The organism is Aeribacillus sp. JST-2 (genome assembly GCF_056032925.1).
In genome coordinates this window covers 1-14296 of the sequence record NZ_JBVVUU010000052.1, presented here as the reverse complement: position 1 = coordinate 14296, position 14296 = coordinate 1, and the positions used below count along the sequence as shown (strand labels likewise).

At 42.2% G+C, this 14296-nt stretch carries 15 protein-coding genes and 2 pseudogenes; 12 read left to right on the top strand and 5 right to left on the bottom strand.

Annotation, left to right across the window (positions count from 1 at the left end):
• The 3 genes from AC0KTX_RS15290 to AC0KTX_RS15280 form a co-directional block, all read right to left on the bottom strand.
• The coding region (locus tag AC0KTX_RS15290) for an IS3 family transposase (protein ID WP_474252973.1) at window positions 1–615 on the bottom strand (615 nt) is incomplete at its 3' end.
• A 5-nt stretch (window positions 616–620) separates the two neighbouring features.
• Entirely contained in the window at window positions 621–1298 is a 678-nt protein-coding gene (locus AC0KTX_RS15285; RefSeq protein WP_474252972.1) for a helix-turn-helix domain-containing protein, read from the bottom strand.
• Window positions 1299–1381: 83 nt separating this feature from the next.
• On the bottom strand, window positions 1382–1759 hold the full coding sequence (locus AC0KTX_RS15280; protein WP_474252971.1) for a helix-turn-helix domain-containing protein: 378 nt from the start codon (window positions 1757–1759) through the stop codon (window positions 1382–1384).
• Window positions 1760–2062: 303 nt separating this feature from the next.
• On the opposite strand from AC0KTX_RS15280, the gene AC0KTX_RS15275 reads away from it, so the two are divergent.
• The 3 genes from AC0KTX_RS15275 (at window position 2063) to AC0KTX_RS15265 (ending at window position 3613) form a co-directional block, all read left to right on the top strand.
• Window positions 2063–2464: a hypothetical protein gene (locus AC0KTX_RS15275; protein ID WP_474252970.1), complete on the top strand. Its 402-nt coding sequence runs from the start codon at window positions 2063–2065 to the stop codon at window positions 2462–2464.
• 274 nt (window positions 2465–2738) lie between these two features.
• Complete coding sequence (locus AC0KTX_RS15270; RefSeq protein ID WP_474252969.1) at window positions 2739–3125, top strand: single-stranded DNA-binding protein; 387 nt, start codon at window positions 2739–2741, stop codon at window positions 3123–3125.
• A 248-nt stretch (window positions 3126–3373) separates the two neighbouring features.
• The gene (locus tag AC0KTX_RS15265; protein ID WP_474252968.1) at window positions 3374–3613 is read left to right on the top strand and encodes a hypothetical protein; all 240 of its coding nucleotides are present in this window, start codon (window positions 3374–3376) and stop codon (window positions 3611–3613) included.
• 41 nt (window positions 3614–3654) lie between these two features.
• Here AC0KTX_RS15265 and AC0KTX_RS15260 read toward each other — a convergent pair whose 3' ends face one another.
• Together AC0KTX_RS15260 and AC0KTX_RS15255 are read right to left on the bottom strand one after the other, a co-directional pair.
• Window positions 3655–6390 carry a DEAD/DEAH box helicase gene (locus AC0KTX_RS15260; RefSeq protein ID WP_474252967.1) on the bottom strand — a complete coding sequence of 912 codons (2736 nt, stop codon included), beginning with the start codon at window positions 6388–6390 and terminating at the stop codon, window positions 3655–3657.
• Between the two features lie 55 nt (window positions 6391–6445).
• Window positions 6446–8053, bottom strand: coding sequence for an SWIM zinc finger family protein (locus AC0KTX_RS15255; protein WP_474252966.1), 1608 nt, complete (start codon window positions 8051–8053; stop codon window positions 6446–6448).
• A 187-nt stretch (window positions 8054–8240) separates the two neighbouring features.
• Between AC0KTX_RS15255 and AC0KTX_RS15250 the strand changes: the two genes are divergently transcribed.
• The 9 genes and pseudogenes from AC0KTX_RS15250 to AC0KTX_RS15210 all read left to right on the top strand — a co-directional run.
• Window positions 8241–8387 carry a YwzD family small protein gene (locus AC0KTX_RS15250; protein ID WP_474252965.1) on the top strand — a complete coding sequence of 49 codons (147 nt, stop codon included), beginning with the start codon at window positions 8241–8243 and terminating at the stop codon, window positions 8385–8387.
• A gap of 274 nt (window positions 8388–8661) precedes the next feature.
• Complete coding sequence (locus AC0KTX_RS15245; RefSeq protein ID WP_474252964.1) at window positions 8662–8796, top strand: hypothetical protein; 135 nt, start codon at window positions 8662–8664, stop codon at window positions 8794–8796.
• Window positions 8797–9005: 209 nt separating this feature from the next.
• Entirely contained in the window at window positions 9006–9752 is a 747-nt protein-coding gene (locus AC0KTX_RS15240) for a YveK family protein (protein WP_474252963.1), read from the top strand.
• On the top strand, window positions 9742–10440 hold the full coding sequence (locus AC0KTX_RS15235; protein WP_474252962.1) for a CpsD/CapB family tyrosine-protein kinase: 699 nt from the start codon (window positions 9742–9744) through the stop codon (window positions 10438–10440). Before AC0KTX_RS15240 ends, AC0KTX_RS15235 begins: the two co-directional genes overlap by 11 nt.
• Window positions 10441–10652: 212 nt before the next feature.
• Complete coding sequence (locus AC0KTX_RS15230) at window positions 10653–11417, top strand: tyrosine-protein phosphatase (RefSeq protein WP_474252961.1); 765 nt, start codon at window positions 10653–10655, stop codon at window positions 11415–11417.
• A 495-nt stretch (window positions 11418–11912) separates the two neighbouring features.
• Window positions 11913–12794, top strand: coding sequence for a UTP--glucose-1-phosphate uridylyltransferase GalU (gene galU, locus AC0KTX_RS15225; protein WP_474252960.1), 882 nt, complete (start codon window positions 11913–11915; stop codon window positions 12792–12794).
• 19 nt (window positions 12795–12813) lie between these two features.
• A complete protein-coding gene (locus AC0KTX_RS15220) occupies window positions 12814–13500 on the top strand; it encodes a sugar transferase (RefSeq protein ID WP_474252959.1) in 687 nt (228 codons plus the stop codon).
• A 12-nt stretch (window positions 13501–13512) separates the two neighbouring features.
• Window positions 13513–13829, top strand: a pseudogene (locus AC0KTX_RS15215) (sugar transferase); the annotation flags it as partial.
• Between the two features lie 181 nt (window positions 13830–14010).
• Window positions 14011–14241 (top strand): annotated as a pseudogene (locus tag AC0KTX_RS15210) (sugar transferase); the annotation flags it as partial.
• Window positions 14242–14296 lie beyond the last annotated feature (55 nt).

Genomic DNA, 14296 nt, shown 5'->3' with positions numbered 1-14296 from the left:
GGTATATTGGAACCCACGGTCACTATGAATAAGTGGATGCTCTCCATTTAAAAGTGCGGTGGCTTGATCCAACGTTTTGAATACAAGATGATTATTATTGGAATGTCCTAAAACATAGCTAACAATTGATCCATCATATAGATCAAGAATAGCACTTAAATATGCTTTCTTTGATGAACCATATTTTAATTCTGTGACATCAGTTACCCATTTTTCATTTGGCTTTTCCGCTGTGAATTCACGATTCAATATATTTTCTGCAACATGTTGAGGGGTAGATCGCTTATAAGATTTCTTCTTTTTTCGAATAACAGATTGTATACCGGCAACTTTCATCAGTCTATAAATTCGTTTGTGATTGAAGTTCTGACCAAGCTTTCGATTTATATTCAAAGTCATTCGACGGTAACCATAGATGCCGTCAACTTTCTCATGGAGAACTTTCATCTCTTTTACGATTTCTTCATTCTGAAGTTCTCGGGAGGAAGGCGAACGTTTTAACCACTTATAGTAAGCAGCTCGTGAAATACCGGCGATTTCACATAATAAGATTATGCTTAGGTTTTCTTTCTCATGAAGTTCCTGGATTGCGATATACTTGTCTTCAAAACGGATTTGGTTTACTTTCGCCTCCTTTCGATCTCCTCTAACTTTTTTAAAAATAGATTCTCCGCACGTAAGCGTTCATTTTCTCTTTCTAACTTTTTCATCTCCAGTTTCATTTTCTCTTCTGGAGATAACTCTGCTTCTTCTTTTTTTCTTCCTCGTTTGTCTTTAAGCGCTTCTTCTCCACCATTTTCATACTTCTTCACCCATTGATATACTTGTTGATAAGAAACTTCATAAGTCTCTGCTGTTTTTTTATAATCTTTTCCGTTCCCTAAACAATCAAGCACAATTTGTATCCGTTCATTCCAAGTCGTTTTTCTTCCTTTAGTCATAGAGCTTGTCTTTCCTTTCGACGTATCCTTTAGATCTCTATGGCTATTATACTTCTTAATCCATCGTTGAAGTACCGATCTACTTGAAATACCATATTTCCTGACAATCTCGTACTGTGAGAACTCACCAGATAAATAATCTTTTACAGCTGCTTCCTTAAGTTCTTTGGTATAACCTTTCCAAGAATTTGAACGTTCTAAACCCTCTATTCCAAATTCCTCAAATTCATTTATCCATTGCCTTAAAGAATATTTAGTAATTTGATACCTTTTACAAAGCTCTTGAATAGTACATTCTCGGTTTTCATATGCAAGTAAAACTTCAAGTTTGAACTCTGTAGTATATTGCTTATACATAGAAAAACTCCCCCTAAGGTAAAACAGATTTTTTATATTTTAATCTGTCTACCTTAAGGGGAGCATATCAATGCGGCAAGCCTCTAAATGAATTTTAACAACTCGCGAATCATAGAAGCAATATAATGTGTCAATTGCTGCTGGTTTTGCTTTTTTTGCGCAAGCTGTTCAATGGCATGATAAAGTTCGGGGTGTTTGATCAAATAGTCGATCACTTCTTCCAAATGTTTTTCAGTCCGGTACGGTTCAAGCACTTCCGTCAAAAGACTGGGGGAGTCGCCTTGTCCAACCAAATGATCAATGCTGACGTCAAGGGCATTGCTTAAAGAGATCAGCTGTTCAAGACTCGGCTGCTGCAGACCGGTTTCCAATTTGCTGATGACAGATCTGGTTACATTCAATTTATCGGCAAGTTGTTTTTGGCTCCAACCTTTTTGTTTTCGAAAAAATCTCATATTCATTTGAAATTTCTGCTGTGCGTTCACGGAATTCACCAACTTTTCTGTCCCACTTAAACATATCGTAAAGGAAAAGGGGAATTCCGGATGATCGCAATATGAACATATACAAATATGTTCTTTATAGGAACGATGAAGGAAAATGGAGTAATTGGGAGTAACGTTAAGGATTTTGCATTATAAGTAGTAAAAATGACCTATTTTTGTCAAATATTGATCTTTTTTCTCAAAATTATAAATTTATCAATAAGTGAAAATTTTGGAAAAATATTATACTCAAATTAGATCATGGTTAGGAGGGATGAAATGAAGGCTTATCAGCTTAAAAAGGTCTATGCTTTCCGCGGCAAAAATGGCAAAAGCGAAAGCTGCGGAAATGTTACATTAACATTAGGCGACTTTTCAAAAAACGAATTACGCTATCATCATTTTACCGTTCCTGACGATGCCATTGTCGATGCCTATTTTCAAATGAAACATAATCGCTCCTTGTTCCGGTTTCGATTTATGCTGAAGCAGAAGAAGCTGTATGTCCAGTACTTTACATACAACGAAGAAGCCGACCGTTATGAAGAGGCTGTGATCGACAAACGCCTTAGATCATCACCTGCGTTTTCCTCATTGTTAGGGAGCGTACGCTTTTCGGGCTCCAACTATTTCTCTTTCATTATAAACAAATGTAAGAAAGATAAAAATGTTGAATATTGAAAAATCTTGCGCATCTCGAAACAACAGGCAAACGGGAAACATAATGAAAAAGCCGACCAAAAGGTATTGCTTTCAAAATCAGCACCGGTTTGACAACAAAAAACATTTGGCCATTTTATAAAACGGTTGAAAGTTTTTAGGGGAAAATCGGAAAATTATGGCGGCAACGTGTAAAAAAGAAATTATAAATCAACGAAATAATCAAAATATTGACATTTTTCCATCTCCCTTAAGTGCGCTACAATAAAGCTGTACGAAAGAAGGGAGGGATGATGTGATCAATCAAGTAACGTTAGTTGGCCGGTTGACAAGGGATCCGGAAATCCGCTATACGAGTGAAGGTTCGGCGGTTGCAAATATTACGCTGGCGGTCAGCCGAAATTACCGCAATAAGGCCGGAGAAATTGACGCCGATTTTGTCAATTGCACACTTTGGAGGAGAACGGCGGAAAACACGGCCAATTACTGCCGGAAGGGATCGATTGTCGGAGTCATCGGCCGAATTCAATCGCGCCATTACGAAAACAGTGAGGGGAAAAAAGTATATGTAACGGAAGTCGTTGCCGATTCGGTTCGATTTATGGGCACCCCTCCGTCAAGAGTGCGGGCGATGGAACTTGCGGAAGCTGAACAAGAACCAGCGAACGCCGAGGCCGAATAGCCTTTTCCACCTTCCCTTTGTATTCCTCTCCAATGGCATGCGGCATTGGCACATTGCCAATTCAAAAAGCAGTTGATATCCAGACAAGACCAAATCGTCTTCTATGTTCCTTCCTTTAGAAAAAATCAATAGCGATCCTCTCCATGTTCCCCGAGCATTCAGCCAATTGCAGCCGCTCTGCAATTGGCGTTTTTTTCGGGAGGGCATCAGCAAGCGGCTTTTCAGAGCCTTGGAAACGGGTTATCGCAATGGGAGTTGTCTCTTCACTTTTGTTTCTGTCGGAAGCGGCAGGATATTCGCCGATGGCTTCTTGCCAAACCGGCTATTTGCTTGCTGCTTTTTTAATGGCATCGTACAGCTGTTCCCATTCTGAAGACCGTTTGTTGTTTGAGGAATCTTGTTTGGCCAATTTCCATTCCTCCTTTTTCATAATGTCTTATATTGATGAACTGGGTCTTTTACAGCTTTTCGCTGTTCCTCTCCTTTAAGTAAAGGAAACATTCTCCCTTTTAATTGGAAAACTCTCCGCCTACTCTCTCAATGTAAACAGATGCTGCAATTCCTCTGTCGAAAGTTCGGTGATCCAATTGTCGCTTTGGATCAGCTGCTCGTTTAAGGCTTGTTTTTTCTCAATCATTTCGTCGATTTTTTCTTCAATGGTTCCGGTCGTAATCAGCTTATGGACGTGGACGAACCTTTTTTGGCCGATTCGATAGGCGCGGTCGGTTGCTTGGTTTTCAACAGCCGGATTCCACCAGCGGTCAAAATGGATGACATGGTTGGCAGCCGTCAAGTTCAGCCCTGTGCCTCCGGCTTTCAGCGACAAAATAAATAACCGGCTGCTTCCATTTTGGAAGGATTCGACAAGTTCGTCACGTTGTTTCTTTGACAGACCGCCATGCAAAAATAAGACTTCAGTATGAAACGTTTTTTCAAGGACGCTTTTCAACATTTCCCCCATTTGAACGTATTGGGTGAAAATCAAGCAGCTTTCTTTTTGATCCAAAATCGCTTCCGTTAACTCGATGAGTTTGATCATTTTCTGCGACCGTTCGGTGACTTTGCCGGGAGCGTCTTCCTTCAAGTACAAGGCCGGGTGGTTGCAGATTTGTTTTAATTTCCCGAGCATTTTTAAAATGAGCGCTTTCCGTTCCCATCCGTTTGCGGCCGCCACTTCATGAAACGTGTCTTTGACGAGCTGTTCGTACAAAGAAGCTTGCTCGACGGTAAGCGGCACATATTCCTTTTGTTCTTGTTTTTCGGGCAAATTCAAGGCAACGTGCTCATCCTGTTTTGTGCGGCGGAGCAAAAACGGCCTGATCATGCGGCGCAGTTTTTCCACTTTGTTTGAATTTTGCTCTTTTTCGATCGGCAGCACATACTCTTGATGAAAATGGCGGAGGCTCCCTAAATAGCCTTTGTTTATAAAATCAAAAATCGCCCAAAGCTCCGTCAGGCGGTTTTCAATCGGCGTTCCGGTCAATGCGATGTGCTGGCGGCCTTTCAGCTTGCGAATGGAGCGGGATTGCTTGGTATGCGCGTTTTTAATATTTTGCGCCTCATCGATGCAAACGGCGGACCAATGGACGGATGACAGCTCATCGAAGTCCAGATGGGTCAGGCCGTATGACGTCAAAACAATATCGCAGCGGGAAACGGTTTCCTGAAACGCCTCCCCTTTTTTCCGCCGCGGACCGTAATGCAAATAAACGTTTAAATTCGGCGCGAACTTTTCTATTTCTTTTTGCCAGTTGCCGAGCACGGATGTCGGAACGATGATGAGGGCGGGCGCATCGGGCTTCTCTTGTTCTTTTACGTACTGGAAATAGGCGATCATTTGCACCGTTTTTCCCAGCCCCATATCATCGGCCAAGCAAGCGCCGAAACCGTACCGCCGCAAAAACAAAAGCCAATCAAATCCTTGCTTTTGATAAGGGCGGAGCTTGCCGTTAAAATGCTTCGGCATGGCGTTCGTTGGAATTGCCGTCAGTTCGCCGAGCTGTTTCACCATCTTTTTGAAAGCGCCGTTTAATTCGATTTGAATGTTGGCAAACGGGCGAGAATTCTCTTCATCATCGGCCGCATTCTGCCCGAACTCCTGCTCTAAGATGTCAAAGATGTGAAGGCCTTCTTTTTCAGCTTTCTTCAGCATTTTTTTGATTTCGGCCAATAGGGCGGGGTCGAGCATAATCCATTTGCCGCGGATGTTGACAAGTCGGCGCTTTTCCGCCACAAGACGCGCGAATTCTTCTTCCGATAGTTCCACGCCGTTTGTTGCAATTTTCCAGTTAAAATCAATCAAAGCATCCATGCCGACAAACGATCTCCCGCTTGGAGCCGAGTGAACCTGCGCTTTCAATGTCAAGCGCGACTGCTTCACCGCCTGCCACCATGATGGCAGAAGAATGTCAATGCCTGAAGCCACAAATACGCCGCTCGCCTCCATTAAAAAGCGCCATGCCTCCTGTTCGTTTAACAGGGCGATTCCGTCATGAAAGGAAAGCCAAGGGACGATTTCCGAAAAGCGCTGCTGCTCACGCTTTATTTCATCTTCATATTTCCGCCATTTGGCCGGAATGGTGTTTTGTCCGTGATAAAAGACGATGGAATCTTGATTTTTCCGATCGCGCAAAAACATTTCAAGCTTCCACTCATCGCCGCCATCTTCTTCCGGTTCATTTAAACGCAGGCCGATTTGAAACGGCAAGTGATTGACGATCCAGCCGATTTTTTCAAGCCAATCTCGTTCATCAAGGAAATGGCCATCAAACGATGTGAAAACAGGATGCTTCTTTTCAATCTCTTCCCAAGCTTGTTTGGCGCCGCCGTCTCTTGCGATCAAATCATGGACGGCTGCGGAAAACCATTCAAGATCGTACGGATCGAATGTGCCCTCCGTCGGTTTCCAGCCGATTTTGCCGTTTTGCCAAGATTCATAGTCCGGCATGAAGGCTCCATCTTGAATCAACTGATAAATCTTTTCGGCTGTTTCTTTATCTTTTGTGATCTCCTCGGAAAATCGGATGTCCAAGAGCGAATTAAACGGCTTTTTCGCGAACCATTCAACCGCTTGCCACGGGGAAAGAAGGACCGCCATATCCAGCATGTGCAAATTGGTGCCGTAAAAGGACGAAGAATGCCAAGTGAAGGCATGTTTGCGCCAAAATTCAGGAGGCACGGCTCTGCCGTCTTCGTCCGTACACCAAATTAGAAACTGATGATCTTTCACTCGTTCGGCAGAAATGACAAGTCCGGTTGTTAACATATGGCCACTTTCCTTTCTATTGAAGTTGCGGGGTCATCAATTGTTGATAACATGGCTACAGCAATTTTCCTTTGACAAGCTCTTCTTGAAAAGCTCGCAATCGTTTATGGCTGTCGGTTAAGGTTTGAAAATAATGATCCCATGTGTCGGCGGCAGACAATTTTTTGTAAAGGCGCTTCAGCCTCTTTAAATGTTTAACGGCGTAACGATAGCTCTTCCGTTTTTTTTCGGCAATTTTCGCGTCGATCTCTTGATGCAAAATAGGCAAAAGAGCGTTTGGAGCCGTTTTTTCGATATGCTTGAGCAGCCCCCTGTCGACGTCGTCAAGGGAAAATCCGATCAAAAGCTGCAGCTCCGCCCACTGGTCATACCGTTCTTCGTCAAGCAAATACTCGTGATAAGCGACATAGCTGTAAGGAAGAAGCTTTCGGCATGCTTCCTCAAATGTGTCATGATCTCCTGTTGCCATTCGGTACTGTTCAAACTCGTTCAATACATACAAGATGACTTCCTGTTTGTCGGTGAAATCCTGATCTTGTATATAATGTTTTGCTTGTTCGAGAACAGCGGGCACCCATTTCCGAAACCTTTGAAATTCTTTTCGGGAAGTTATTGTTGTCAGCCACTGGAACATAAACGGAAGCAAAGGGAGATCCGTGTTTTGAAAAAAGTTGATGATACGCTCATCATTTTTTTCCAAAAAATCAAAATGAACCAGCGCCAGATCGCATTCAAGGGCGAACTGGCCATCGCGATCCAATTCTTCTTTTTTCCGCTTTGCCAACAAGCCTTTTTCTTCCGCGATCCATTTCTTCCGGTTCAGGATGGATTCCCAAATAAGCCGATACGTGATAATACGGGGATAGAGCAGCCCTTTGCCGCAAAATAAAAGCCGACGAGTATAATCCCGCATTTCGCTTAACAGTGGGTCGACGAAAAACGGGAGCGGCTGTTTTTGGATCGTTTGAATGTTCTGGAAAAGAGATTGCTGCAGCTCCCCTACAAACGGTTCAACGTAATGGAAAAAATAAGACGGATCGATGTTCGGTTTATGATAGAAGCGGCACAGTTCGATCAGCAAACTTTCAGCCAAAAGGATGCGGTAGAGCGGCTTCAGCTCCTCTTGTGCCGGAGCGCTTGCTTTCAGCTTCGGATACAATTGGTACCAAAGCGCATATATTTTGCCCATTCCTTGAACCTTGTCGAGCTGATCGATCTCGTCTTCAAAAAATTGCACCCATTCTTTAACAGATTGTTCCATGTTTGGAACGCCTTTTTTAACAACTCCATGGCGTTGAAGCGTCGCCAGAGAAGGTTTTGCGCCGCCTTTCCACTCGTTTAAAAAGTCACCTAAATAACCTGTCATTGCATAAACATATAAAAAAGCAGCAACGAGATGGCGGCACGGAAAACCGGACGAACAGGAGCAGCTCGAAAGCGGAAAGTAATCCAAATCCAATTTCACATAGGCGCGCTTCACATCCTGGACAACCGCAGACACCACCATTCCATCCTGCTTGACGTTGAACACATTTCCTTGTCTGTATAAAACCAGCCCTATTTTCATCAATGTCTGGCTCTTTTCCGCTTCCGGGGGAAGAGCCTTGATCACTTGCTCACTGCAATGGAACACCAATTCTTTATCAAAAAGGTCAGAAGGCATGTACCGATTCGCTCCTTTAAAATTTCCACGGAACAATAGAAGTTTCTTTTTGATTATAACGCAAAAAAAATCGAACGAACACACTCTTTGTCCAAAAAAACGGTTGCAACTTTCTGACAAAAACAGTATAATCGTCATATCTTGCTGTTTGATTTTGTAAAAAAATGAAGAAAGGAAATTTTTCAGAATGGAAGATAAAAAGAAAATCCAGGATGAATTTCTGAAAATTCTCCTTAACGCTTACAAGCAAGGCGAAACAAACAAACATGTGACAACGCAAGATTTGCTGAAACAATTGGAATATGAGATGAAAAGAGTATATGTTTCCTATTGAAAGACACATTTGCTTTTTCGATCGACAAAGAGAAAATGGTGTAAATGGCTCCAAGTGCGTAATTGCGCCAAAATGCCAAAACATAAACTTTTGCCTAAAAAACCGGATCGCGGTCATTCCGTGCCGGTTTTTTCTTTTTTTCATTTCTACTTATTTTAGAAATAGAACTTTTTTCTTATTAACAAATTGGTGCGGACGGACGATAACCGAATTGGAGCGAATAGGATCGCATTAGCGAAAGCTCAGAAAAAAAGTTGTTTAGGAGGATGAAGGGTTGAGCAGTCGTTGGTTGACGCCAGAAGAAATCGAAGCGAGACGGAAGCTGAAAAAGCTATGCCTCTATCTCTTGCTTCCGGCCGCAGCAATCCTGATTGGCGCCGTTACGGCCATCTTATCGCGTTATATGTAAAAAAAGTAAGGGGATGTATGACGGATACATCACCTTATTTTTTTGACAAAATAATTGAAAAAGAAAACGGCAGCGGAAAGCTGCTGAAAAATGGCAGGGGAATTTGCAAACAAAATTGTCGATTTATATAGAAAATAGAAAAGGCAACCAGTATAATAGCTTAATAGAGGAATTGAATTTTGTGAACTTATTTTTCAGCGGAGGTAAATATGGAAGAAACGATTAGTTTAAAAGAATTATTGGATACATTGAAAAAGAGAATGAATTTGATCATTCTCATTACAGTGATTGCCACAGCGGCAAGCGGAATTGTCAGCTATTTTTTCATCACTCCGATTTACCAAGCTTCCACACAAATTTTGGTGAACCAGGCGAAAGATGACCAAGCGGTTTTTCAATATAATGAAATTCAAACCAACTTGCAGCTCATTAATACATACAATGTCATCATCAAAAGTCCGAGAATTTTGGAATTGGTCATCCAAGATTTGGGTCTCGACGAAACTGTTGATGAATTGAACAACAAAATTACCGTTGCCAGCGAAAAAGATTCGCAGGTTGTCAATATTTCCGTCGAAGATCCGGATCCGAATCATGCCGTCAAGATTGCCAACACTATCGCAGCGGTTTTCCAAAAAGAAATTGAGAACATTATGAATGTGGACAATGTCAATATTTTGTCAAAGGCGGAAGTAAAAGAAAACATGTCTCCGGTGAAGCCGAAGCCGCTTTTGAACATGGCGATTGCCTTTGTCGTCGGATTGATGGCGGGAGTAGGGCTTGCCTTTTTGCTGGAATACTTGGACAACACGATCAAAACCGAGCAGGATATTGAAAAAATATTGGAGCTTCCGGTGCTTGGCGCAATATCCAAAATGGATCATGAAACAAGCGGCGCAGGGGGCGGCAAAACGGTGAAAAAATCGCGAGCAAGGGGGGAAACGTATGGCGCTTAGAGCAAAAGGATTAAAACAAAAACAGCGGACGCTGATTACCCATCATCAGCCGAAATCGCCGATTTCCGAGCAATACCGGACAATTCGGACAAACATTCAATTTTCCGCTGTCGATGAAGAAGTCCGGTCGATCATGGTCACTTCGACAGGCCCCGGGGAAGGAAAATCGACGACAGCGGCCAATTTAGCCGTCGTGTTTGCGCAGCAGGGAAAACGGGTGCTGCTCATTGACGCCGACTTGCGCAAACCGACTGTCCATTATACCTTCCGGGTGCAAAATATTCACGGATTAACGAGCGTGCTGCTTAAAAATAAATCGCTACAGGAAGCGGTGACGATAAGCGAGGTCGATCAGCTTGACATTTTGACAAGCGGGCCGATTCCTCCAAATCCGGCTGAACTGCTGTCTTCCAGAAGCATGGAGGAATTGCTGAAGGAAGCGCATTCCTTGTACGATATCGTCATTGTCGATTCCCCGCCGCTTTTGGCAGTAGCCGACGCACAAATTTTGGCCAACCATGTGGATGCGTCGATTATGGTGGTGGCAAGCGGAAAAACGGAAAGAGAAGCCGCCGTCAAAGGAAAAGAGGCGCTGGCCGCAGCGAAAAGCAAGCTGCTGGGCGTCGTATTAAACGGAAAATCGCAAAGGGACAGTCAATATTACTATTATTACGCTGAAAAGAAATAGGTTTTTACACCTATTTTCTATTGAAAATATTCAATTTCATGCTGTTAAAATATTCAGTTTCATGCTAAAATGAGAAGGCTGCTGTTACGATTATTGGGTTTTAAGGTGAAAATAGGCTTTTATACCTATTTTTTCTTCAAAAATATTCAATTTTTTGCTAAAATGATGAATGGCTGCATTTTTTCTCCGCAGCTTGAGGATGTGAGTGAACGATGATAGATTTACATTGCCATATCTTGCCGGGAATTGATGACGGGGCGAAACATTTGACGGAAAGCATCGAAATGGCGCGAGAGGCTTATAGTGAAGGAATCACCGCCATTATTGCCACGCCGCATCATAAAAACGGCCGCTACGAAAATGAGTGGACGTTTGTGGAGGAACAAGTCGAAAAACTGAATGACGTTTTAAACAAGGAAAACATTCCACTTAAAGTAGCGCCGGGACAGGAAATCAGACTGTACGGCGAATTGCTTGACGATCTTCAAAAAGAAGCAACTTTCGGCTTGAATCGATCCAGCTATGTGTTGGTCGAATTTCCGTCGAACCACGTGCCGAGATATGCGGAAAGGCTCGTTTTTGACATGCAGATGGCCGGGCTGACCCCGATCATCGCCCATCCGGAGCGAAACAGCGAAATCACCGATAACCCGGAGCTTTTGTACAAACTGGTCAAGCAGGGGGCAACAGCGCAGCTGACAGCCTCAAGTTTAACGGGGCAGTTCGGAAACAAAATCAAGAAATTTTCTTTGGATCTCATAAACAGTAATTTAGTCCATTTTCTTGCTTCAGACGCTCACAATGTTAAAAACCGCCGCTTTCATATGCAAGAGGCGTTTCAAGTGCTGGAAGATGAATTCGGCGCAGAAGCTTGCGAACTGTTTATCGAAAATGCCGAATGTGTCTTCAACAACAAACCGATTTACAAAGAACCGCCGGAACGGATCAAAAAGAAAAAGTTTTTCGGAATTTTTTAACGATTGCTGTTGCAGCCGGGATTGCAAATTTGCTTTCTTTCTATAATATATCGGCTGATTCGGCAAGATTTTGATATTTTTAGAATACAACATAACCGATTGGTGATGTCTCTTTACCATTATCAATAGAGGCACTCGGCCGCACTGTGGGTGCTTCAAAAAGGATCACCTTAGACGCCTGTCGTCGATGGTGCGGTGTGAGGGCGGGTTAGATGCCCGGTTTCTCAATATGAAAAAGTTCATTAGGTGCGAAAATAAACGACGATCTATGAATGGATGATTAACATACGGTTTGCCAACGTTTATATAGATTCGAGGCAGCATTTCATACATCTAGCAAAATATCAAGCATTTGAACTGCAAACTGTCAAGCCACCAATTGAAAAAAGATGTGGCTATTTTTTATTCCGATTTATGCATTTACGTATGCCCTATTGTGAAATAGATTATACGTAAATGCATAATGCAACAATAAGGAGAAAAGAGGGAGAAATGTTGAAAAAAGTAAGAAAAGCGATCATCCCCGCTGCGGGGCTCGGAACAAGATTTTTGCCTGCAACGAAAGCGATGCCGAAAGAAATGCTGCCGATTGTTGATAAACCGACGATTCAATACATAGTAGAAGAAGCGGTCGAATCGGGAATCGAAGACATTATCATCGTCACCGGAAAGGGAAAAAGAGCGATTGAAGACCATTTTGACAACAACTTTGAACTTGAACATAATTTAGCGGAAAAAGAAAAATTCGACCTGTTGGAAAAAGTGCGGCAATCTTCCAAAGTGGACATCCACTACATCAGGCAAAAAGAGCCAAAAGGGCTTGGACACGCCGTTTGGTGCGCGCGGAAGTTCATCGGCGACGAACCGTTTGCCGTGCTTTTAGGAGATGACATTGTGCAAGCGGACAAGCCTTGCTTAAAACAGCTGATGGACGAATATGGAAAAACGGGAGCATCGATCATCGGCGTACAGCCTGTTCCTGAAGAAGAAACACACCGCTACGGCATCATCGAACCGCTCGAGCAAACGGGCCGCCGATACGAAGTCAAAAACTTCGTCGAAAAGCCGGCAAGAGGAACAGCGCCATCCAATCTCGCCATTATGGGTAGGTACATACTAACACCTGAAATTTTCCGGTTTTTAGAAGAACAAAAAATCGGAGCTGGCGGCGAAATCCAGTTAACAGATGCCATCCAAAAACTAAATGAAATCCAACGTGTCTTCGCCTACAACTTCGAAGGAAAACGGTATGATGTCGGAGAAAAGATCGGATTTATTAAGACGACGATTGAGTTTGCGATGAAAAACGAAGAACTGAAGCAAGAGCTGATTCAGTTTATGGAAGAGTTGATAAAAGAGGAAAGGATAACAAAATAGAGAAAAAGGGTGAGTCGATTTGGCCTTTGTGAAAGCATCTAATCAAGAGGATACAAATCAGCAGCTATTATTCATTGACAAAACAGCGGTTAACGAGAGAAAAGGCTATTTATTTGCCAAACGAATGATGGATTTATTGGGAGCGATTGTTGGACTTATCCTGTTATTACCTGTCTTTATCATTGTCGCTATTTGTATCAAACTTGAAGATCCAAAAGGTCCTGTGTTCTTCAAGCAAATACGCATCGGCAAAGACGGCAAAAATTTTTATATGTATAAATTCCGATCGATGGTTGTAGATGCGGAAGAACGACTAAATGATCTATTAAAATATAACGAAGTATCCGGTGCGATGTTTAAAATAAAAGAGGATCCAAGAACTACGAAAATAGGAAAATTCATCCGAAAAACAAGTATTGATGAACTTCCGCAGCTTTGGAATGTATTAAAAGGGGAAATGAGTTTGGTAGGGCCAAGGCCACCTTTGCCTAGAGAGGTTGCACAATATACGGAATATGATAAACAACGGTTACTTGTTACGCCAGGGTGTACGGGGCTTTGGCAAGTGAGTGGGAGAAATGATTTGGGATTTGCTGAAATGGTTGAGTTAGACTTAAAGTATATTCGAGAAAGATCACTGTTATATGATATAAAAATTATATTCAAAACTACTAAAATAATGATTAAACCAAATAGTGCTTATTAAAGTTGGATGGAAAATATAGGAGGATTTTTACGCAAAACGAGCCTTTATGAAATTCCTCAACTTATCAATGTTTTAAAAAGGGATATGAGTTTAGTTGGACCGAGGCCAGTGTTGAGGAATTAAGAGAGTATGGTAATAGAGTAAATGAATTTCTGTCAGTAAAACCAGGGATGACTGGATATTGGGCTGTGAGTGGGAGAAGTAGTGTCAATTACCCTGAGAGAGTTGATTTGGAGTTATTTTATGTTTATAATCAGTCTCTTCTATTTGATTTGCAGATTATTATTAAAACAGTAATTGCAGTTCTGTTAAGAAAAGGGGCATACTAACTAATAATTGAAAACAGATTACGTTTGTTTAATTTCAACCAATGGAAACAAGTAAAGAAGATTTGTTATAGTTTTCGACATTTATTAATAAAACGGTCGACACGATCACGATGTTCAAGACGAAAGAGAATCCTTGCTTCAACAAAGTCGAAAAGTGTATTCGCTAAACGACCATTTATAGATGAGTTTGGTTGGACCACGACCACCGCTACCAAGGGAAGTAGCGCAGTATATGGAGTATGACAAACAACGGTTGCTTGTGACGCCGGGGTGTACCGGACTTTGGCAGGTGAGTGGGAGAAATGATTTAGGATTTGCTGAAATGGTTGAGTTAGATTTGAAATATATTCGTGAAAGATCACTGTTATATGATATAAAGATTATATTTAAGATTCATCACCACTTTTTGTGATTTTGGCAAAAAAGAAGAAAACACTTACGAAAACCTGGCAATAATGTTAGCTACC